The sequence below is a fragment of the Nioella aestuarii genome (assembly GCF_050896395.1).
In the GTDB taxonomy this organism is placed as follows: Bacteria; Pseudomonadota; Alphaproteobacteria; order Rhodobacterales; family Rhodobacteraceae; genus Nioella; species Nioella aestuarii.
In genome coordinates this window covers 18,043-39,150 of record NZ_JBPBBA010000030.1, presented here as the reverse complement: position 1 = coordinate 39,150, position 21,108 = coordinate 18,043, and the positions used below count along the sequence as shown (strand labels likewise).

Below are 21,108 nucleotides of genomic sequence, written 5' to 3'. Positions count from 1 at the left end.
CGCTCAGTCCTCGCAACTCGCCTCAAGCCGAGTGATATCTCCCCCCAACATGTCCGAACTGTCGGGCGCATGTAGCTGAAAGGACCGCCGCAGGGTCAGGCTGTCCCATTCCTCTTGCGTGATGGGCGGGCGGGCATGGGGCCAGCTGCCTGGGTCGCCATAAAGCGTGATCGCCATGGGTCCGCGAAACTCCTGCCCGACAAAGCTTAGCCCCTCCACATCCAGCGCATAAAGCCCGACCAGATCGGCGGCGACAGTGCGGCTTGTGGTTATCAGGGTCCAGAGCCTGCCGGTGATATGGCCATCCAGCCCCATGGTGCCGGTGGCCAGATGGGCCGTTGCCCCGCCCTCCTGCCGGAAGCTACGCAAGGTTTCGAACTCGGCGGTGCCATTCAGGTCTGTACCGGGCGGATAGGGGCCGATCCCATGGGTGACATGCACCGAAAATGTCATGGTGCAGGTCAGGGCCATGGCCGGGAAGGGCAATGCCATCAACAGGATCGCAAGGCGAAACATGAGGCAAGGTTAGCACGGGGCGCGCGACTTTGGGAAGTTTCCTGCGCGCCCCGTCTGATAGATCAGGCCGCCAGAGGCAGGGCGTCGATCTGGCTGTGTGCGGATTTCAGCGTTCCGTCCATATCCATTGCCAACCGGTCTGCCGTGACGAAATCCACATCGGTGATACCGATGAAGCTAAGCACATGACGGATATAGCCGGTGGCGAAGTCAAAGTCGGATCCCGCTTCCGTGCCGCCAGAGGCGACGACGACGATAGCGTGTTTGCCAGTCAGCAGACCCTCGGGGCCGGCTTCTGTATAGCGGAAGGTCACGCCCGCACGGGCCACTTGGTCTACCCACGCTTTCAGGGTTGCCGGAACGCCGAAATTGTAGATCGGCAGGCCAATCACCAGCGTGTCGGCGGCGTGCAGCTCTGCAATCAGTTCATCCGACAGGGCCAAAGTGGCGCGCTGTTCGTCGCTGCGCTCTGCCGCAGGGGTGAAATTGGCACCGACCCAGGTCTCGTTGATCAGGGGCAGGCCTGGGGCCAGGTCGCGTGTGGTCACGGATGCCCCGGGAAAGCGGGCAATGATCCGGTCCGTCAGCTCTCGGCTGACAGAGCCTTCACGACGGGCGGAAGCGTCAATGCGCAGGATGGAATGGGTCATGGGATACTGTCCTTGGATGTCTTGGGTTGCGTCTGAGCAAGGAAGTAATCAGTCGGTGACCGCACAAAACGCAGATTTCAAAACAGTCTTTGTGCGATTTTGCAAAGCATGGCGGTCAAACGCTCTCAAAGCCGCCACAGCTTTTCCCTTGCTCCGGTGAACAGAGTTGGCATGATGACTGCGGAAGCGTGAAGTGATGCACAGACAGGACAAAAGCCGATGTCATTTAGCGATTGGGACGAGATCCGCACCGCATATCAGGTGGCGCGCATGGGGACGGTCAGCGGCGCGGCCGAGGTTCTGGGGGTCCATCATGCGACGGTGATCCGGCATATCGACTCGCTCGAATCCCGGCTCGGCGCGAAACTGTTTCAACGCCACGCGCGAGGCTATACGCCGACCGAAGCCGGGCAGGATCTGCTCGCTGTTGGGGGGCGGGCTGACGACCAGTTCACGCAACTTGCCAGCCGTATCAAGGGGCGCGGTAATGAGGTGACTGGCGAATTGCTGATCACCTCGCTGAATGTCATCGCCCCGCTGGTTGTTCCCGCTCTTGGCGAATTTCAGGAGGAACACCCGGAGTTGCAGGTCCAGTTCCTGACCGATCTGCGGCTCTACCGGTTGGAATATGGCGAGGCGCATGTCGCGATCCGGGCGGGCAAGCCCGGTGATAATCAGGACAATATCGTACAACCCTACTGCACCCTTTCGACAGTGCTTACCGCCACGAAAGAGTATCTCGACCGCTTTGGCCCGCTGACCGAGGACAACATCACGCAACATCGTTTCATCGGCTCGGCCCAGGAAAACCCCCGTGCGCCGTTTATGCGTTGGCTGGCCGAAATGGTGCCAGATGAATGCATCCGGTTTCGCTGTAATGATACCGAAAGCATGCGTCATGCGGTGTTGTCGGGAATGGGGATCGGCTTTGTCTCCAGTCTTGATCTGCAAACCAATGACAATCTGGTGGAAATGCTGCCGCCGCTGGAGGAATGGTCGATCAAGCTGTGGCTGGTGACTCATATGGACCTGCACCGCACCGCAAAGGTGCAAACGGTTCTGCGGTTCCTCAAGGAAAAGGTCAGCGAATGGCCGGTGGATCCAGCCTGAGATGACAAGCGGATATCGCGGCCATCTGGCGATGCTGGCGTTCTCGGCGCTGGTGGCGGGGTCATTTTCGCTGGGCTCGATGACCGCAAACCATATCGACCCGGCTGCGTTCAATGCGGTGCGTTTTCTGTGCGGCGCCCTGGTCGTGTCGCTGATCGTTCAGGCGCGCGGCGGCTTCCAACGACAACATTTCCGCGCCCCATGGCGCTATCTGGTGCTGGGCGGGCTGTTCGGTGCCTATTTCGTATTGATGTTCGAGGGTCTCAAAACGGCCCCTCCGGTATCTGCTGCGGCGGTCTTCACGCTGACCCCGATCATGACGGCAGGATTCGGTTTCCTGCTGCTTCAGCAGATCATGACCGCGCGGATGGCGCTGGCTTTGACCGTCGGAGGCGCTGGGGCATTATGGGTGATCTTCCGGGCTGACCTATCGGCACTTCTGGCGTTCCAGATCGGGCGCGGCGAGATGATCTACTTCGTCGGATGTATTGCCCATGCGATCTACACGCCGATGGTGCGGGCTTTGAACAGGGGAGAACCCGCGCCGGTATCCACATTTGGGACTATGCTGGGCGGGGCCTTCGTGCTGTTCCTGTGGGGTGGCACAGACGTGGCAGCCACTGATTGGGCGGCGCTGCCCGGCATCGTCTGGATCACGCTGGCCTATACGGCGGTCTTTGCCACGGCGGTCACTGTCGTTCTGTTGCAATTCGCGTCAATGCAACTGCCGGCCTCCAAGGTCATGGCCTATACATACCTGACGCCCACTTGGGTGATCGGTTGGGAGTTCTTCCTCGGCAACGGGCTGCCAGGCATCCTCGTGCTTGGTGGTGTGGCGCTGACATGTGTGGCGCTGCTTTTGCTGCTAAAGAACGAGGGTTAGGACGGGCCCGCCCACCTCTTTCGGGTCTCTACCCCGGACCCCGAAATAATTGGGCCAGGAACACGGGTTAATCGGCAGGTTTCCCAAGTTCCTGTTCGAGGAAGGCTTCGAACGCATCCAGATTGACCGGCTCGAACTGGCCAAAACCTTGCATCCAGACCGAGGCTGCCTTGAGCGCATCCGGTTCCAGCTTGCACCACTTCACCCGACCGCGCTTTTCCTGGCTGATCAATCCGGCGCCCGCAAGGATTGTCAGATGCTTGGAAATCGCGGCAAGCGACATCTCGAACGGCTCCGCCACATCGGTCACGGCCATGTCATCCTCCAGCAGCATCGTCAGAATGCTGCGTCGGGTTGGGTCGGCGAGGGCCGAGAAGACAGTGTCGAGATCTGATGTCATTTGCGTGGATATCCAGGGCCGGGCGGGCATCATCAACCATTTGGTTGAGTATACCGTTAACCGATTGGTTGAATATATGAATTCGTCCGGCAGCCGGTCCGGCAAGTGCGCTGTCTTTGTCGCACTCGAATAAAGTTAATTTTTATCAAATACTTAGGTCGCTTCAAAATGTGGAAACTACGCGTTGACTCTCAGGGGTGGTCTGCCTAGTTTCCGCCCGAACCTCTGAAGGGGGCGTTTGCCATGTCCGACGGGCACGATCCTGACCGCTTGAAAGACTTTGAACAGCGGCTGGAACGTCTGAAGGCCGGACAGCAGGACGAGCGGCCCCACACCGAGGAGCACTATTCCATGGCGCAACACGCCTGGCGGATGGTGATAGAGCTTGTGGCCGGTCTGGGGATCGGTTTTGCCATAGGCTACGGGCTTGACGCGCTCTTTGGCAGCGCGCCGTGGTTGATGGTGGTGTTTACATTGCTGGGCTTCGTGGCAGGGGTGAAGACGATGATCCGTTCCGCCCATGAGATCCAGAAGGAAAACGAAGCGGCGCTGGCCGCGCGCGATGAGAGGGAATGAGACGTGTCCGAAGACGCACAAGAACAGACCCACGGTGAAGAGGCAGTTGTCGAGCATGGCGCCGACGCTACCAACGGAACCGACGCAGCAGCCGGCCATGGGGCCGATGCAGCCTACGGGGCCGATGCGGCCCATGGTGCGGAAGGCGGGCTTCAGATCCATCCGATGGATCAGTTCATCGTTGAGCCGCTTTTTGGCGACGGTCCGATCTCTTTCTACACCATTACCAATGTGACCCTGTGGATGATGCTGGCAATCGTCGGCGTGTTCATCCTGATGGTTCTGGGGTCACGCGGACGGGCAATCGTTCCTTCTCGTGCTCAGTCCGTTGCGGAACTGACCTACGGCTTCATCCGCAAGATGGTCGAAGACGTCGCAGGCAAGGACGCGCTGGCGTTCTTCCCCTACATCATGACGCTGTTCCTGTTCATCGTGATGGCCAACTTCCTCGGCCTGATCCCGACCAGCTTCACAACCACCTCGCATATCGCTGTGACCGCGGTCCTCGCTATGGCGGTGTTCCTGACCGTGACGGTTGTCGGTTTCGTCAAGAACGGCGCCGGGTTCCTGGGGCTTTTCTGGGTCTCGTCCGCGCCGTTGCCGCTTCGGCCCATCCTGGCGATTATCGAGCTCATCTCGTATTTCGTTCGCCCTGTCAGCCACTCCATCCGTCTTGCTGGCAACGTCATGGCGGGCCACGCGGTGATCAAGGTGTTCGCTGGCTTTGCGGGTGTTCTGGGCGTTGGGGCCGTCGCCCCCATCGTGGCGATCACCGCGGTCTACGGGCTGGAGGTACTGGTGGCCTTCATCCAGGCATACGTGTTCACGATCCTGACCTGCGTCTACCTGCGCGATGCGCTGCATCCGTCGCACTAACCGCACGTCGTAAGCAACAAACATATCTAAACTTCCAATCGTAAGGAGAAATCACATGGAAGGCGATCTCGCACACATCGGCGCTGGCCTCGCAGCAATCGGTTCCGGCGCAGCCGCAATCGGTGTGGGCCACGTGGCAGGCAACTTCCTGTCCGGCGCACTGCGCAACCCGTCGGCAGCAGCCGGCCAGACCGCAACGCTCTTCATCGGCATCGCATTCGCAGAAGCACTGGGGATCTTCGCATTCCTCGTCGCTCTGCTGCTGATGTTCGCCGTCTAAGCCTTTCGCGAACCATCCTTACGGCCGGGCCGCTTGCCATGCGTGCGAGCGGTCCGGTGTAACCAGGTTCCTCGGAGGACAAGATGGCCGTTGACGCACACGACGCCGCCGCTTCCGCACCCGGAATGCCGCAGCTGGACTTTTCTACCTTCCCGAACCAGATCTTCTGGCTCGTGATCACTATCGTGGTGATCTACCTGATCCTGTCTCGCGTCGCTCTGCCCCGGATCGGGGCCGTTCTGGCCGAGCGTCAGGGAACCATAACGAATGATATCGCCGCTGCCGAAGACCTGAAGCGTCAGGCCGCCGACGCCGAGGACGCCTACAACAAGGCCCTCGCCGACGCTCGCGCCGAAGCACAGGCCATCGCAGCGGAAACCCGCGCCGAGATCATGGCCGACCTGGCCGACGCAACGGCTAAGGCCGATGCCGAGATCTCTGCAAAGGCAGCGGAATCCGCAGCCCGGATTGACGAGATCCGTGCCGGCGCTCTGGAAGCCGTGGACGCGGTTGCCCGTGACACCGCAGCCGAGATCGTGGCCGCCCTGGCACCGACTGCATCCGACGATGCATCGATCGCCGCCGCTGTCACCGCACGTGTGAAAGGATAAGGGACATGAAACGCCTTGCAGTTCTTTTCGCACTGATCGGCTCGCCCGCGATGGCGGCTGGTGAGGGTCTCAACCTCTACAACACCGACTTCGTGGTCGCGATCTCCTTCCTCGTGTTCATCGGGGTTCTGGTCTACTTCAAGGTGCCAGGCATCCTGATGGGCCTTCTGGACCAGCGCGCTGAACAGATCCGCAACGAGCTGGACGAAGCCCGGGCTCTGCGCGAAGAGGCGCAGACGATCCTGGCTTCCTACGAGCGCAAGCAGCGCGAAGTGGCCGAGCAGTCCGAGCGTATCGTGGCCCAGGCCCGCGAAGAAGCGCAGCTCGCCGCCGAGCAAGCCAAAGCTGACCTGAAAGCCTCGATTGCCCGTCGTCTGGCAGCCGCCGAGGACCAGATCGCATCGGCTGAAAACGGTGCCGTACGTGAAGTGCGCGACCGGGCCATCAGCATCGCCGTGGCCGCTGCCGCGGAAGTGATCGCCGCCAAGACCAGTGCTGCTGATCAGAACAAACTGATCGACAGCGCCATCGACGAGGTTTCGGCCCGCCTGCACTAAGCGCGCGACGCCGTCCGACAGAAAAGCCCCCGGCTGACGCAATGTCACGCCGGGGGTTTCCTTTTCCGGCCCCACGCGGCTCCCTAGCTAGGGTGTTCAGCCCTTGAAGGAGAGCCACAATGACCCTGCCCGAAACGATGACCGCGCTTGTCCTGCGCGAAGACGGATATGCCAGCGGCGGACGTGGTGACATGCCGATCGACCTGTCGCCCTTCGTGGAACTGGCCTCAGTGCCGGTGCCAGAGCCGAAGGAAGGTCAGGCGCTGATCAAGGTCGCCCGCGCAGCCGTGAACCCATCGGACCTGATGTTCGTGTCAGGCCAGTATGGCCAGCCGCGCAAGGCAGGGATGCCCGCCGGGTTCGAAGGCGTGGGCGAAGTCGTTGCGGGCGACACGCCGCTTCTGGGTCAGCGGGTCAGTTTCTTCGGCATGGGCTGGGGCACATGGGCGGAATATGCCATGGCCGACGCGCGCATGATGATCCCCCTGCGACCGGATCTGCGGGACGAGGATGCCGCTGGCCTGATCGTCAACCCGATGACCGCGATGGCCATGTTCGACATTGTGCGTCAGGACGGGTCTAGCGCGTTCGTGTTCACCGCCGGTGGATCGCAGCTTGGCAAGTTCCTGATCGGGCTGGCCAAGGATGCGGGCATTGCGGCCATCCCGGTGGTGCGCCGCGCCGAACAGGCCGAGGCGCTGATGGCCCTGGGCGCGACAGAGGTGCTGGTCAGCTCCGCCCCCGATTTCCCGGATCGCGCCAAAGCTGTCATGGCGGAATATCGTCCGCGCATCCTGCTCGATGCGGTGGCCGATCAGGTCGCGGCTGATCTGTTCTTCGCGATGCCGCGCGGGGCCAGGTGGGTCTGCTATGGCAGATTGACAACGACACCACCGTTGCTGAACCAGATGGGGCAGTTCATCTTCATGGGCAAGCGGATCGAGGGCTTCTGGCTGTCCAGCTGGCTACGTGAAACGCCCCCCGAAAAGGTGGCAGCGATTGTCGGAGAGGTGCAAGGGCGCTTCGCAAACGGGGCATGGCGCACGGATGTGTCAGAGGTTCTGCCACTTGCCGAGGCGCTGGACCGCTTTCCAACAGCGCTTGCCGCGAAGGACGCCAAGGTTCTGATAGCGCCCTGAAGGGTGATGGTGGCCCGCCCTCAAAGGCCGGGCCACCAATTGGGATTACATCCCGAACATCATCATTTCGCGGAAATCCATCTGCTCCAGATGCTGCACCATGATATCGGTGTCGCCATCCTCGGCCTGAACCAGAATGCGGTTGCCGATCAGCGCCGACAGGTCACCGTCCTGATTGAGGAAGCTCTGCCGGTTGATCCGCACGATGGGGCCCATGGCGGCCATCATCTGGGCATTCCCCAGCATCGCGCCCATGGATGTCACCATCGGGTTATCAGCCATCAGCGTGATCGTGAAACAGCCACTGGCACCGCAATATTCTCCGCGTGCAATGGTGCCACCGCCGATAAAGCCCATGCCCTGCGCTGCGTCGGGGTCAATCGTCATGGTCCAGCCGTCAAGAGCAGCAGGCAGGAAGCCCTGCAACCCTTCGGCCACCAGCCCGTTCAGCAGCTGCTGCGCATAGGCCAGTTCATCCAAAGCATATTGGATGTCCCCGGCCCCATAGGCGTCCATGGCGGATTGCAGGGTCGCCATGATCTCATCCTCGTGCGAATCCGCGAGGGCGGGCAGGGGGGATACGGCCAGGGTTACGGCAGCTGCGATTGCTGTCAGTCGCATTGGAAATCTCCGTGATCAATACAATGCGCGCAGGGTACTCCCTCCGTATGCAAACACCAAGCCTCAGCCGAATTTCTGTTGCCATGTCGGCAGAGGGTCGCCATCGGCAGGCGTTGCCTCATAGACGCCCCGTGCTATGGCGCGCGACAGGCACAGCGCCGCCGCATGGCCCAGATGCAGCGCATCCCAGACCGGGTCGGCCAGTGGCCTTTCCCCGGTTGCGGCGGCAAAGATCAGATCCCCGTCCATCGGTGTGTGACTGGGATAGATTGCGCGGGCCATACCGTCATGGGCGGCTGTTGCCATGCGCGTGGCTTGCGCCTGTGTCAGTGCTGCATCTGTTGCGACAATGGCAATCGTCGTGGCCTGCCCCGGCCCGCCCTTGTGGCGCGGCGGCTGGCTGGCGTCGAAACCGGGCGCCGGGCCGCGCCCGCCGAACTCCTCGCCCATTTCAAAGGGGGCGGCCCAGAAATGCCCGCCATCGCCGACAGTCACCTGACCCAATGCATTGACCACAACAAGCGCCCCGACCGTGTGCCCCGATGGCAGCACGACCGAGGCCGACCCAAGCCCGCCTTTCAGGTCCGCGATGATCGCCCCGGTTCCGGCCCCGGCTGTACCTTGGGCGAACTCTTCGCCCGCATCCGCCGCGGCCAACTGGCCAAGCCGCTTATAGGGGTTTTCGGACCAGCGTTTGTTACCACCATTGATCAGGTCAAAGACAATAGCACCCGGCACGATTGGCACCAGTTGATCGCCCACGGCAAACCCCCGTCCCTGACTGCGCAGCCAGTCTGCCGCGCCTGATGCCGCATCGAGCCCAAAGGCCGATCCGCCCGACAGCACCAGCGCATCAACTTCCTGCACCGTCTTGTCAGGCGCCAGAAGGTCGGTCTCCCGCGTGCCCGGCGCGCCGCCCATCACGTGCACAGCGGCTGTAAAGGGCCGATCGCCCATCAATACCGTCGCACCGGTCTTCACATGGTGGTCTTCGGCATTGCCAACCCGCAGTCCGGGAACATCGGTGATCAGGTTGCGGGGTCCGGGTTGCATCATGACGTTATATCCTCGGTTTGGCAGCGGCTGTGGCTGCGTCGCCCGTATTGGGAACACCCTTGGGTTCGATCAGTAGCACCTTGCATTCGGCCTCTGCCCGCGGGCGATGCGTGACGCCCGTTGGGACGATGTACAACTCACCCGCCCGCACCACTTCCGGCTCCTGCCCCTCGATATCCATGATCATCTCACCTTCCAGAACGAGGAAGAAATCATCGGTTTCAGGGTGATGGTGAAACGGGAAACTACCCTTGAACTTCACCACCATCACGTCATTCCCATTATAGTCGGCCACCACATGGGGGTCCCAGTGACTGCTGAACAGCGCGAGCTTTTCGGCCAGGTTAACCCGGCTCATATGCAGCGCCCCCCATCCACCTCCATGGCCACGCCTGTGACCATGCTTGCCTCGTCCGAGGCGAAGTAGAGCGCTGCATTGGCGATGTCCTCGGGTGTCGAAAAGCGTCCGATCGGAATGGTTGAGATGAACTTCGCCCGGATCTCTGGCGTGTCCTCGCCCATAAAGCTTTTCAGAAGCGGCGTTTCCCCTGCCACCGGATTGACCGCGTTCACACGGATGCCGAAGGGGGCAAGCTCCACGGCCATCGTCTTGGTCGCGGTGATCATCCAGCCCTTGGAAGCGTTGTACCAGTTGAGGTTTGGGCGTGGGCTGACCCCGGCGGTCGAAGCGATATTCACAATGGCCCCTGTGCCTGCATCCTTCATATGCGGAACGATTTCGCGCGCGGTCAGGTAGACCGACTTGGCGTTCACCGCCAGAACGCGGTCAAATTCGTCCTCGGTCACGGTTTCCAGTGGCTTTGGCAAATGGGTGATCCCGGCGTTGTTCACAAGGATATCAATCCGCCCCCAAGCGGCCAATGCCGCCTGCGCCATGTCCTTTACGCTGTCGCCACTGGCCACGTCCGTCACCTGCGCGATGCCACCGATCTCTGCCGCGACGGCCTCTGCCGCATCGCCATTCAGGTCCACGACCATCACTTTGGCCCCCTCGGCTGCAAAGCGCCGGGCGATGCCTGCGCCGAAGCCCGATCCCGCGCCGGTTACGATGGCTGTCTTGCCTTCAAGTTTCATGCTGTCTCTCCCGCTGTTGTCGGGGATGTTTCCATGAAATGAGCGGAGCGGGAAGAGGGTTAGCCCCGGTTCGCCAGCACCAATGCCGTCAACTGCGTCGCAGACCCGACGCCAAGCTTGCGCCACGCCCGTTTTCGCAAGGTTCGGATCGAGTTTTCCGACACCCCAAGTGTCAATGCTGTTCCTGCAACGGACACGCCCCGCGCGGCGTGATCGCAGACCTCCGCCTCTCGCGGGCTCAGCATGGTGAACGGGTCCACGGCCCGGTCACGCAAGCCCGAAGCGGTACTTCCTGACGCTCCGACCAGCCGATGCCTTAGCCCGATCAGCTCATGCGCCAGCGGTAACACCTCGCGCAAACGGGTCAGCTCATCCTCGGTTAGCCAGCCGGCATGATCGCCCCGCAGATAGAATGACACGACCCCACCCCGCCCGGCGCGGGATGCGACCGACACCCTCTCAATCACTTTGTCACGGGCATAGATCGGCGCGCGGGGATCGTCGGCGGGCGGATGCCAACGGTCAATGACCAGCCCGCCTGGTGGCGCGCGAAGGATGCGGTCAACGAAGTCCCGGCGCAGCGCGTCATGAGAGGTGATCCGCCGGGCGTTCACGTTGAACCAATAATCGCTCATCTGGCCCGACCAGACCGACAGAACCGGTTGAGGGCGGTTCAAGTCAGGCACAAAGAACGCCCCGAAATTGGCAATCTCGGCAGCGGTGCGGATATAGGCCAGCAGGGCCGCGCCGAACCCGTCCAAGGGAACGGACGCAACCAAGGCCGCCACCGGATCGCGGGGCAGGGGGGATGGATTGGATATGTCACTCATACGGGTGACAGAATAGGCGCGGGTGCCTCGGCTAAGCAAGAGGTCTCCACTCACGGATCACCGGGACCGCCAATGACCCGCCTCTTTTCCGACCGCAATCGACCCGTCCACCTGGGGCCTTTCCCGCTGGAACGGCTGACGCGACAGGACTACACGGATCTGTCGGCGGTCCCGGCAATGCTCGCCGTCAGTTTCAACCGACCCGATGCGCCCGAGAGTATCGTGAACGCGATGCGCGAATATCAGGCGATGCTGGACGCGATCCGTGACGGGCTGGTGAACCCGGTGCCATCCGACATCCCCGCCGATCCGACCGAGCGGGCCAATCACCTCAAGGCGTTCGGCTACTTCAACGATGCCGCGATGGTGGGCATTTGCCGCCTGCCTGATGCGGCGCTGCTGACTGACCCGATCCGCAACCCCGATATCGACCGCCTGGCCCACGATCTGAAGACCCGCCAGACCAAGACGCTGGCATCGGGCATCGACATGATCATGGCCGATCTGAAAGACAGCATGGAGGCCCCGCCCACAACGATCGAGGGTCATACCCACGCGATCGTTTACCTCTATGAAAACCCGCGTGAACCTGGGGTGGGCGAGGAAGGCTGCGACTGGCTGGATGACGCGTTAGAGGCGCGGGCCTGCCTTCGGGCCAATGAAACCGCGAGCGTGATCGCCAATTACCTGCGGCTTCTGGGTTTCCCCGCCAAGGCGCATTCGGGGGCTGCCAGCGATGTGGACTTGAACAAGCTGACAGTGGCAGCGGGGCTGGCGCGAGTGGACGGCGGGCAACTGACTGCGCCCTTCATCGGGCCTGCCTTCGGCGTCGCGGTTGTCACCTGCCAGATGGATCTAACCTGTGACCGGCCGCTTGCGGACAGCCCCGGCAGTGGCGGCGCGGCGTGGCGGTTTGGCAAGGGCGTGCAGCGCTCGGCGCTCAACCGCAACCCCTATGAAAAGCGCCGTTTCGTTGACGGCGGGCACCCGTTCGAGAAACTCAAGCGCGTCGACACGCCCACGACCTATATAGACGAGGCCCATGTGGCCCGAGTCCCCAAGCGCACCGACATGTTCGCCCGCGCTCAGTTCGGCGATATGGGCAAGGCGCTGCAAGACGGTGCAAAGGGTGGCTACTACGCCCGCAAATCCGCGCCGTCCTACGCGCAGCGCCGGGCGCTTGGCGCTTTTGTTCTTATACAAGATGGTGCGCCAAATCCTGATGGGCCGCGCCCGACAGATGCCGCGCGCAATGCCGCGAATGTCAAGGCTGCCAGCTACTTTCTGGGTGTCGATGCCGTGGGCCTGTCGCGCTGTCCGGACTGGGCGTGGTACTCCCATGACGCCGTGGGTGACCCCATTGATCCACCCCACGATCGGGCCATCAGCATGATCATCGACCAGGGCTATGAAACCATGGAAGGCGCATCCGGTGATGACTGGATCTCCGTCGCCCAATCCATGCGCGCCTATCTGCGGTTTTCCCTGCTTGGCGGTGTCATCGCGCAGCAGATCCGCAATCTGGGCTACAAGGCCAAGGCCCATTCGGTGATGGATGGTGAGGTGCTGCAACCGCCGCTTTTGCTGCTATCGGGATTGGGCGAGGTCAGTCGTATCGGAGAGGTCATCCTGAACCCATATCTCGGCCCGCGCCTGAAATCGGGCGTGGTGACGACAGATATGCCGCTGGCCCATGACAAGCCGATTGATTTCGGTCTGCAAAACTTTTGCGAGTCCTGCAACAAATGCGCCCGCGAATGCCCATCCGGCGCAATCACCGCCGGGCCGAAGCTGATGTTCAACGGCTACGAGATCTGGAAATCCGACAGCCAGAAATGCGCGACCTATCGGATTACCACCAAGGGCGGCGCCATGTGCGGGCGCTGCATGAAAACCTGCCCGTGGAACCTTGAGGGGCTGTTCGCGGAAAAACCCTTTCGGTGGGCTGCGATGACCATGCCCAAGGCCGCGCCTCTGCTGGCTCGGCTGGACGATGCTGTGGGCAATGGCGGACTAAACGACGTCAAGAAATGGTGGTGGGATCTCGAGCTGGAACCAGACGGGGCCTATCGCCCGTCACAGCACCCGCTCAACCGGCGCGATCTGCAAAAGGATCTCGATCTAAAATACGAGGATCAAACGCTTGCCGTCTACCCCGCGCCTCTGGCCCCGCATCCCTGGCCCTATCCCTTCCCGATGGATCGGGAGAAGGGGATCGAAGCCTATCAGGCGATGGTGACGGCCAAGGAATACAAGCTGCGTCTGACGCAGGGCGAGACCGGCCACCTGCACGAATACACTGTTCCCGGCGACGCCCCGGTGATCCGGGTGGAGGTCACGAAGGCCGAGAAGATGACTCCCGACGTGACCAAATACGAATTCCGGGCATTGGACGGTGGCGCGTTACCGGAATGGACGGCGGGCGCGCATCTGGACATCGTCGTCGCACCGGAATTCCTGCGGCAGTATTCTATGTCGGGCAACCCTGCGGACCGGTCGGTCTATCAGATCGGCGTGCTGAGGGAGGATGCGGGGCGGGGCGGATCGAAGCTCATGCATCGGATCTTCACGCCGGGGCGCAAGATTTTCGTGTCCAAACCCATCAACCATTTCGAACTGGACCAGGACGCCACCAAAACACTGCTGATGGGTGGCGGGATCGGCATCACCCCGATGATCGCATTCGCGCATGAACTGCACCGTGGCGGCCGCGATTTTGCGCTACACTATTCCTGCTCTTCACGGGCCTCGGCCGGGTATCTGGATGATCTTGCGGCGATGCCGTGGGCCGACCGGGTGCATCTGCATTTTTCCGATGAGGACACGCGCGCCGATCTGGATGCCCTGATGGCGGGCTACCAGCCCGGCTGGCATGTCTATACCTGCGGGCCGGATCGCTACATGAATGCGGTTATCGAGGCGGCTGAAAAGGCGGGTTTCCCCGAGACGGCGCGGCATCTGGAATATTTCTCGGTGCCTGAGCAGCCTGACTACGAGAACCACCCCTTCGTATTGCGCCTGAAGGACGGGCGCGAACTGAACGTGGCCGAGGACCAGACAGCGGCAGAGGTCTTGCAGGCAGCGGGCATTCCGGTGGATCTGAAATGCGATGACGGGATCTGCGGGGTCTGCAAATGCGGGGTTCTGTCGGGCGAGGTTGAACACCGCGATTTCGTGCTGTCCAAGGCGCAGCGGGACCATGCGATGATCACCTGTCAGAGCCGCGCGGCAGAGCCGGCTGGTGTGATTGAGCTGGATCTCTGACGCGGATCCGGATTTCGCCGTGCCTTCGGCACGTCGACCGCGCGCCCGTGAGGGCCGCTTTTCTGAAGGGGAATTGGGGGCTCTGCCCCCGTCGCTTCGCGACTCCCCCGAGGTATTTTTGCCAAGATGAAAGCGGGAGGTCGCCTGTGGATGATCCCTTCCGCGCGAGGCTGTTGCGCCATCGGGGCAGAGCGGGCAGGCTGGTGGAGCGAGTTTCAGCGGAGCTATGTTCATGCCCTTTCCCATTTCCCGCCGCGTCGTCGCCCTTGGCCTCCCCGCGCTGGCTTTGTCCGGGTGTGTCGCCGGTGGCGGTGCGGCCCTGGTCAATCGCGATGAGTGGCGCAGCGTTCCGAATGCAGAGTTTGACCGCTGGCTGGCCGGGTTTCGAACGCGGGCCATAGAGGGCGGGATTTCCGAAGCCACCGTCACACGCGCCTTTCGCGGGGTTGGTTATGTGCCCCTCGTCATCGAACGCGACCGCAACCAGGCAGAGTTCAACCGGACGATGGAGGATTACCTCGCCATCGCCGCATCAGACGAGCGGATTGCCATGGGCCGGGCCAAGCTGCGCCAGCATGACCGTGTGTTGCAGGCGATCGAAGACCGTTTCGGAGTCGAGAAACACGTCATGTGCGCGGTCTGGGGGATGGAGAGTTTTTACGGCACGCGAGAGGGTGACGCGCCGGTCATTGCGGCGCTGGCAACGCTGACCTTCGACGGGCGGCGCGGGCGGTTCTTCGGCAGCCAGCTGATGTCGGCCTTGCGCGCGTTGGACCGGGGCGACAGCACCGTGGCACAAATGCGCGGGTCCTGGGCGGGGGCCATGGGGCACACACAGATCATGCCCGAGGTGCTGGAGGATTACGGCGTCGATTTTGACGGCGACGGACGGCGCGGGTGCTGGGACGATGATCCAACAGATGCGCTGGCGACCACCGCCAATTACCTTGCCCGCCATGGCTGGCAGCGTGGGCAACCCTGGGCGGTGGAAATACGCCTGCCCGAGGGGTTCGACGAAAGCCTCGCCGGGCGGCGGCAGACGCGCAGCGTGGCCTCATGGATGGGGATGGGCGTGCGGGACATGGACGGGAACCGGGTGCCCGACCATGGCGAAGCGGCGATCCTTTTGCAGATGGGGATCGAGGGTCCCGCTCTGATGATCTTCCGCAACTTCACCGCGATCCGGCGCTATAATCCGGCGAATAACTACGTGATCGGCATCGGACACCTGTCCGACCGGCTGCTTGGCGGGCCTCCTATTCGCGGCAACTACCCGCCCGATGAAAACGGCCTGACCCGTGCGGGCCGGATTGAAGTTCAGCAGCGCCTGACCGCGCAGGGCTTTGACACCGGTGGCAGCGACGGGGTGATTGGCCCTGCCAGCCGTAGCGCGATCCGCGACTACGAACGCGCACAAGGATTGCCGGAAACCGGCGTCGCCACCGACGAATTGCTGGCCCGCCTGCGCCAAACCGGCTGATCGTCGCGCACAGACCATTGCATGACGCGGGCGTAGCGTGACAAGCCGGGGCCATCCGCATGACAGTCAGCGCAAACGGCAGAGCGAGGAATCCATGACCCAGGCCTTCATCGACCACCTTTCGCAAGAGCTCGACGACCTGCGCGAGGCGGGTCTGTTCAAGACTGAGCGGGTGATTACCACGCCGCAGGCAGGCACGGTCGGGCTGTCTTCGGGCCGCGAGGTCATTAACCTGTGCGCCAACAATTATCTCGGGCTGTCCGATCACCCTGATCTGGTGGCAGCGGGCCATGCGGCGTTGGACCGCTACGGTTATGGCATGTCGTCGGTGCGCTTCATCTGCGGCACTCAGGAGGAGCATAAGGAGCTGGAGGCGCGCCTGTCCCGGTTCCTCAGCCATGAGGATACGATCCTCTATTCCTCCTGCTTTGACGCCAATGCAGGGCTGTTCGAGACACTGCTCGGCCCCGAGGACGCCATCATTTCCGACGCACTCAACCATGCCTCGATCATCGACGGGGTGCGTTTGTGCAAAGCCAAGCGCTTCCGTTATGCCAATTCCGACATGGCGGATCTGGAGGCGCAGTTGCAGGCGGCAGAGGGTGCGCGCTTCAAGATGATCGCCACCGATGGTGTGTTTTCCATGGATGGCTATATCGCCAAGCTGCCAGAGATCTGCGATCTGGCTGACAAATACGGCGCCATGGTCATGGTCGATGACAGCCACGCGGTTGGCTTCATGGGCGCAGGCGGGCGCGGCACGCCGGAACATTGCGGCGTCGCCGACCGGGTCGATATCCTGACTGGCACGCTCGGCAAGGCCCTTGGCGGGGCCTCGGGCGGCTATACCTGTGGCCGCAAGGAGGTCGTGGAATGGTTGCGCCAGCGCTCCCGCCCTTATCTGTTTTCCAACACTCTCGCACCGATCATCGCCGCCGCGTCGATCAAGGTGCTCGACATGCTGGAGGCGTCAACCGAACGGCGTGACACGCTCATGGCCAACGCCATCCATTTCCGCACCCGCATGAGCGCTGCTGGCTTCGACCTTTTACCGGGCGAACACCCAATCATCCCGGTTATGCTGCGCGATCCGAAACTGGCGCAGGACATGGCGGCACGGCTTGATGCAAAGGGTGTCTATGTCGCCCCCTTTAGCTTCCCCGTGGTGCCCAAGGGCCAGGATCGCATCCGCACCCAAATGAGCGCAGCCCACAGCCGCGCGGAACTCGACACCGCCATCGACGCCTTCATCGCCGTGGGCCGTGACATGGGGGTGATCTGACATGCGCAACGACATGAAAGCGCTCGTCAAGGCAAAGCCCGAGCCGGGCCTCTGGATGGAGCGCGTGCCCGTCCCCGAACCGGGACCGCAGGACGTGCTGATCAAGGTCCGCAAATCGGCCATCTGCGGCACCGACGTGCATATCTGGAAATGGGACGAATTCAGCGCGAAAACCGTTCCCGTCCCCATGGTCGTGGGCCATGAATTCTGCGGCGAGATCGTCGACATGGGCCCCGCCGCCACCAAGTTCAAAATCGGTCAGCGCGTCTCGGGCGAAGGTCACATCACGTGCGGAACCTGCCGCAATTGCCGCGCGGGTCGGGGGCATCTCTGCCGCAACACCAAGGGGGTGGGCGTTCACCGCCCCGGCAGCTTTGCCGAGTATCTCTGCATCCCGGAATCGAACGTAGTGCCGATCCCCGACGATATCCCCGATGAGATCGCGGCCATCTTCGATCCTTTCGGCAATGCGGTCCACACGGCGCTCAGCTTTGATCTGGTGGGCGAGGATGTGCTTGTCACCGGCGCCGGCCCCATCGGCATCATGGGCGCGCTGGTCGCGCAGAAGGTCGGCGCGCGCAAGGTGGTGCTGACCGATATCGCGCCCTACCGGCTGGACCTTGCCCGGCGGCTCGGTGTTCAGACCGTTGTCGATGTCTCAACCGAGCAGCTCAAGGTTGTGATGGACCGCATCGGCATGACCGAGGGCTTCGACGTGGGGCTCGAAATGTCGGGCGCGGCGGCAGCCATGCGCCAGATGATCCACCGCATGAACAATGGCGGCAAGATCGCCCTTCTGGGCATCGCGCCTACGGAGTTTGCCGTCGACTGGAACGAGATCATCTTCAAGATGCTGACCGTAAAAGGCATCTACGGGCGCGAGATGTATGAAACCTGGTACAAGATGATCGCGCTGGTTCAGTCGGGGCTCGATCTGACCGGGCTGATTACGCATCGCATCGGCATCGACGATTTCGAGGACGGCTTCGCCGCCATGCTCTCTGGTCAGGCCGGAAAGGTTGTGATGGACTGGGGCTGACACAAGGAGGCTCCATATGCCAGAGACCCTGATCACATCCGAGGTGGATTACGAGGCCGAAGGCCGCCAGACCGGCTATCTTCGCGTACCTCATTCCGTCACCCGCAGTGCCTATGGTTTCATTCCGGTCCCGGTGACGGTGCTGAAGAACGGCGACGGGCCGACCATGGTGCTGATGGGCGGTACCCATGGCGATGAGTACGAAGGCCAGATCGCGATTGACCGGTTGGCCAAGAATGTGCGGCCAGAGGAGATCACCGGTCGCGTCATCTGCCTGCCAATGCTGAACTTCCCCGCGGCTGATGCGGGCCTGCGCTGTTCCCCGATTGATGAAGGCAACCTGAACCGAGCGTTTCCAGCCGATCCACGCGGTACCCCAACCCAGCTGATCGCGCATTATGTCGAAGAGGTGCTCATGCCGATGGCCGATTATGCCATTGATCTGCATTCCGGTGGTGCGTCTCTTTTATACCCGCCAACTTTCATGCGCTGTCCGGGCTGGACTGAGGAAGAGGCTGAGATGCTGCGCAAGCTTCAGGACGCGTTCGATCTGCCCTACGCCTGGGTCTTCACTGGTGGGGGCGGTCCGAACAGCAGCGCACGCACGACGATGGGGGCGGCTGCGCGCAAGGGGGTCGTGACCGTGAATGCTGAGCTCGGCGGTGGTGGTGCGATGACGTCAGAGATCCTCGCCTTGGCAGAGCGCGGATTGCGACGGTGTCTCCACGCAGTTGGGATGCTGCCGGGCTATGAGCCGGATGGGACACGCGGCACTCGGGAACTGCATATTCAGGGTCTGGTCTATGCCTACGATCGCGGCGTGTTCGAACCCCTGTTGGGGCCCGGCGACGCGGTGGAACCCGGAACGATCCTTGCCGCCATCCATCATCCCGACGATCCGACCCGTGCCCCGACCGAAATCGCGTCGGGCTACGATGGGATGATCCTCGCCAAGCGCGCACTTGGCCGGGTGGAACGCGGCGATGCCCTCTTCCAAATCGCGCGGGATGTGGACCGACCCTGAACGGGCGCGCGCCTGACCTTCTTCTTTGCCCAAACACCCGCGGCAGAGGCATCCCGGACTCTCCACCCTCGCGCCCTCTTCCGTGAAGCGCCATCGCTGCCATCTCCCCGTGGCAACGCGGCTCGACGAGGCCTCCGGCGTCAGCCGGGGGTTGAGGAGGGCCGCTCACGGGTCGACGACAACGTCGGCGAAACCGCCATCCTGTCTGCAGAAGGGATGTACGCAGGGTGGCAGGCCAACTTGCACTGCCTGCCTGCCTTGCGCTGGGCCGGTTGCTTGCGTATATACCCCCGGTCAGACGCTCTCATCCGGATAAGATTCCATGGCCACCAACCCGATTCAGTTCATGCAACAGACCCGCTCGGAAATCGCAAAGGTCGTATGGCCGACGCGTCGCGAGGTCTTTATGACGACGATGATGGTCTTCGCCTTGGCGATTGTCTGCGCGATATTCTTTTCCGTCGTCGACATCCTGATCCGCTGGGGTCTGGAACTGATCCTGACAATGTCAGCCTGACAAGCAGAAACCCGGTCCGAACCCCTTGATTTTCCGTCACTTGGGGGGTAGGTCACGGCTCACTTTCCCGGAAATGGCGTGCGTCGATTCGTGATGCGCGCTGTTTTTTGTTCGGCCTTGTTCGGATAAGATACTGGGAACACTTGGAATTTTAGGGTCTTCGGACCTGGACTTGAGGAACGGGCAGGTATGGCGAAGCGGTGGTATTCGGTCTCGGTGCTTTCGAATTTCGAAAAGCGCATTGCCGAGCAGATCAGGACTGCCGTGGAAGAAGGCGGCCTGCAGGACGAAATCGAAGAAGTTCTGGTTCCTGAAGAAGACGTGATCGAGGTGCGCCGTGGCAAGAAAGTCACCGTGCCGCGCCGCTTCATGCCCGGCTATGTGCTGGTCCGCATGGAGATGACCGACCGCGCCTATCACGCGATCAACTCGATCGCCCGCGTCACCGGGTTTCTGGGCCCGCAAGGCCGCCCGATGCCGATGCGCGACGCCGAAGTAAACGCGATCCTCAACCGGGTCGAAGAAGGTGAAGCACAACCGCGCTCGACCATCACCTACGAGATCGGCGAGAAGGTCAAAGTCAACGATGGCCCGTTCGAGGATTTCGATGGCATGGTCGAAGAGGTCGACGACGCCAATCAGCGCCTGAAGGTGACGGTGTCGATCTTTGGCCGGGAAACCCCGGTCGAACTGGAATTCACGCAGGTTACCAAACAGGCCTGACGTGACCATTCGTGGGAGGCGAGGGCACGCGTGTCCGGACCGCACCACGCTAACCACCGAGGGCGCAACGCGTTGCGTCTTCATAGGGCGGGAAACTTCCCGCCGATGACAGAAGGAGAGGCCAAATGGCCAAGAAACTGATCGGCAAGATGAAGCTGCAGATCAAGGCGGGGCAAGCCAACCCGTCTCCGCCCGTGGGCCCGGCCCTCGGTCAGCGCGGCATCAACATCATGGAATTCTGCAAGGCGTTCAACGCCAAGACGCAGGAAATGGAGCCGGGTTCGCCCTGTCCGACCGTGATCAGCTACTACCAGGACAAGTCCTTCACGATGGACATCAAGACGCCACCTGCGTCTTATTACCTGAAGAAAGCCGCTGGCCTGAAACCCGTTGGCAAGCGCAACCGCCCGAAGGGCGCCGTGCTTCCCGGCCGTGAAACCGTCGCCACCATCACCTCTAAGCAGCTGCGCGAAATCGCAGAAGCCAAGATGGTCGATCTGAGCGCGAATGACGTCGAAGCAGCAATGCAGATCATCCTGGGCTCTGCCCGGTCGATGGGTATCGAGGTGAAAGGGTAAA

Annotated in this window: 24 protein-coding genes; 16 read left to right on the top strand and 8 right to left on the bottom strand. The window is 62.1% G+C overall.

The window, feature by feature from the left end; all coding sequences use genetic code 11:
• Positions 1–3: 3 nt before the first annotated feature.
• Together ACROHD_RS15655 and ACROHD_RS15650 are read right to left on the bottom strand one after the other, a co-directional pair.
• On the bottom strand, positions 4–516 hold the full coding sequence (locus tag ACROHD_RS15655) for a hypothetical protein (RefSeq protein ID WP_432679184.1): 513 nt from the start codon (positions 514–516) through the stop codon (positions 4–6).
• Positions 517–578: 62 nt separating this feature from the next.
• Complete coding sequence (locus ACROHD_RS15650; protein WP_432679182.1) at positions 579–1,166, bottom strand: FMN-dependent NADH-azoreductase; 588 nt, start codon at positions 1,164–1,166, stop codon at positions 579–581.
• Positions 1,167–1,385: 219 nt separating this feature from the next.
• Between ACROHD_RS15650 and ACROHD_RS15645 the strand changes: the two genes are divergently transcribed.
• Together ACROHD_RS15645 and ACROHD_RS15640 are read left to right on the top strand one after the other, a co-directional pair.
• Positions 1,386–2,276: a LysR family transcriptional regulator gene (locus ACROHD_RS15645; RefSeq protein WP_432679180.1), complete on the top strand. Its 891-nt coding sequence runs from the start codon at positions 1,386–1,388 to the stop codon at positions 2,274–2,276.
• Position 2,277: 1 nt separating this feature from the next.
• Positions 2,278–3,159, top strand: coding sequence for a DMT family transporter (locus ACROHD_RS15640; RefSeq protein WP_432679178.1), 882 nt, complete (start codon positions 2,278–2,280; stop codon positions 3,157–3,159).
• A gap of 67 nt (positions 3,160–3,226) precedes the next feature.
• Here ACROHD_RS15640 and ACROHD_RS15635 read toward each other — a convergent pair whose 3' ends face one another.
• On the bottom strand, positions 3,227–3,559 hold the full coding sequence (locus ACROHD_RS15635) for an ArsR/SmtB family transcription factor (protein ID WP_432679176.1): 333 nt from the start codon (positions 3,557–3,559) through the stop codon (positions 3,227–3,229).
• A 243-nt stretch (positions 3,560–3,802) separates the two neighbouring features.
• Between ACROHD_RS15635 and ACROHD_RS15630 the strand changes: the two genes are divergently transcribed.
• The 6 genes from ACROHD_RS15630 to ACROHD_RS15605 all read left to right on the top strand — a co-directional run bounded on the left by ACROHD_RS15630 (position 3,803) and on the right by ACROHD_RS15605 (position 7,598).
• Complete coding sequence (locus ACROHD_RS15630; RefSeq protein WP_432679174.1) at positions 3,803–4,135, top strand: AtpZ/AtpI family protein; 333 nt, start codon at positions 3,803–3,805, stop codon at positions 4,133–4,135.
• 156 nt (positions 4,136–4,291) lie between these two features.
• Positions 4,292–5,011 carry a F0F1 ATP synthase subunit A gene (locus tag ACROHD_RS15625; protein ID WP_432679218.1) on the top strand — a complete coding sequence of 240 codons (720 nt, stop codon included), beginning with the start codon at positions 4,292–4,294 and terminating at the stop codon, positions 5,009–5,011.
• 55 nt (positions 5,012–5,066) lie between these two features.
• The gene (locus ACROHD_RS15620; RefSeq protein WP_071691233.1) at positions 5,067–5,291 is read left to right on the top strand and encodes a F0F1 ATP synthase subunit C; all 225 of its coding nucleotides are present in this window, start codon (positions 5,067–5,069) and stop codon (positions 5,289–5,291) included.
• A gap of 83 nt (positions 5,292–5,374) precedes the next feature.
• Positions 5,375–5,902 carry a F0F1 ATP synthase subunit B' gene (locus ACROHD_RS15615; protein WP_432679171.1) on the top strand — a complete coding sequence of 176 codons (528 nt, stop codon included), beginning with the start codon at positions 5,375–5,377 and terminating at the stop codon, positions 5,900–5,902.
• A complete protein-coding gene (locus tag ACROHD_RS15610) occupies positions 5,899–6,459 on the top strand; it encodes a F0F1 ATP synthase subunit B (protein WP_432679216.1) in 561 nt (186 codons plus the stop codon). Before ACROHD_RS15615 ends, ACROHD_RS15610 begins: the two co-directional genes overlap by 4 nt.
• A 119-nt stretch (positions 6,460–6,578) precedes the next feature.
• Positions 6,579–7,598 (top strand): alcohol dehydrogenase catalytic domain-containing protein, encoded by a 1,020-nt coding sequence (locus tag ACROHD_RS15605; protein WP_432679169.1) that lies wholly within the window; start codon positions 6,579–6,581, stop codon positions 7,596–7,598.
• A gap of 45 nt (positions 7,599–7,643) precedes the next feature.
• Here ACROHD_RS15605 and ACROHD_RS15600 read toward each other — a convergent pair whose 3' ends face one another.
• The 5 genes from ACROHD_RS15600 to ACROHD_RS15580 all read right to left on the bottom strand — a co-directional run bounded on the left by ACROHD_RS15600 (position 7,644) and on the right by ACROHD_RS15580 (position 11,200).
• Positions 7,644–8,219: a hypothetical protein gene (locus ACROHD_RS15600; RefSeq protein ID WP_432679167.1), complete on the bottom strand. Its 576-nt coding sequence runs from the start codon at positions 8,217–8,219 to the stop codon at positions 7,644–7,646.
• A gap of 63 nt (positions 8,220–8,282) precedes the next feature.
• Entirely contained in the window at positions 8,283–9,272 is a 990-nt protein-coding gene (locus tag ACROHD_RS15595; protein WP_432679214.1) for a P1 family peptidase, read from the bottom strand.
• 7 nt (positions 9,273–9,279) lie between these two features.
• Positions 9,280–9,633, bottom strand: coding sequence for a cupin domain-containing protein (locus ACROHD_RS15590; RefSeq protein WP_432679165.1), 354 nt, complete (start codon positions 9,631–9,633; stop codon positions 9,280–9,282).
• Complete coding sequence (locus tag ACROHD_RS15585; RefSeq protein WP_432679163.1) at positions 9,630–10,370, bottom strand: SDR family oxidoreductase; 741 nt, start codon at positions 10,368–10,370, stop codon at positions 9,630–9,632. Before ACROHD_RS15585 ends, ACROHD_RS15590 begins: the two co-directional genes overlap by 4 nt.
• Positions 10,371–10,429: 59 nt before the next feature.
• Positions 10,430–11,200 (bottom strand): helix-turn-helix transcriptional regulator, encoded by a 771-nt coding sequence (locus tag ACROHD_RS15580; RefSeq protein WP_432679161.1) that lies wholly within the window; start codon positions 11,198–11,200, stop codon positions 10,430–10,432.
• Positions 11,201–11,272: 72 nt separating this feature from the next.
• Between ACROHD_RS15580 and ACROHD_RS15575 the strand changes: the two genes are divergently transcribed.
• From ACROHD_RS15575 to rplK, 8 genes are all read left to right on the top strand, one after another.
• On the top strand, positions 11,273–14,464 hold the full coding sequence (locus ACROHD_RS15575; protein ID WP_432679159.1) for a reductive dehalogenase: 3,192 nt from the start codon (positions 11,273–11,275) through the stop codon (positions 14,462–14,464).
• 232 nt (positions 14,465–14,696) lie between these two features.
• Positions 14,697–15,944, top strand: coding sequence for a lytic murein transglycosylase (locus ACROHD_RS15570; RefSeq protein WP_432679157.1), 1,248 nt, complete (start codon positions 14,697–14,699; stop codon positions 15,942–15,944).
• 94 nt (positions 15,945–16,038) lie between these two features.
• A complete protein-coding gene (locus tag ACROHD_RS15565; protein WP_432679155.1) occupies positions 16,039–17,226 on the top strand; it encodes a glycine C-acetyltransferase in 1,188 nt (395 codons plus the stop codon).
• 13 nt (positions 17,227–17,239) lie between these two features.
• A complete protein-coding gene (tdh, locus tag ACROHD_RS15560; protein ID WP_432679153.1) occupies positions 17,240–18,265 on the top strand; it encodes an L-threonine 3-dehydrogenase in 1,026 nt (341 codons plus the stop codon).
• A 16-nt stretch (positions 18,266–18,281) separates the two neighbouring features.
• Positions 18,282–19,289 carry a succinylglutamate desuccinylase/aspartoacylase family protein gene (locus ACROHD_RS15555; protein ID WP_432679151.1) on the top strand — a complete coding sequence of 336 codons (1,008 nt, stop codon included), beginning with the start codon at positions 18,282–18,284 and terminating at the stop codon, positions 19,287–19,289.
• Between the two features lie 322 nt (positions 19,290–19,611).
• Positions 19,612–19,806, top strand: coding sequence for a preprotein translocase subunit SecE (gene secE, locus ACROHD_RS15550; protein ID WP_432679149.1), 195 nt, complete (start codon positions 19,612–19,614; stop codon positions 19,804–19,806).
• Between the two features lie 189 nt (positions 19,807–19,995).
• Positions 19,996–20,529 (top strand): transcription termination/antitermination protein NusG, encoded by a 534-nt coding sequence (gene nusG, locus ACROHD_RS15545; protein WP_432679147.1) that lies wholly within the window; start codon positions 19,996–19,998, stop codon positions 20,527–20,529.
• Between the two features lie 125 nt (positions 20,530–20,654).
• Positions 20,655–21,107, top strand: coding sequence for a 50S ribosomal protein L11 (gene rplK, locus ACROHD_RS15540; RefSeq protein ID WP_432679145.1), 453 nt, complete (start codon positions 20,655–20,657; stop codon positions 21,105–21,107).
• Position 21,108 lies beyond the last annotated feature (1 nt).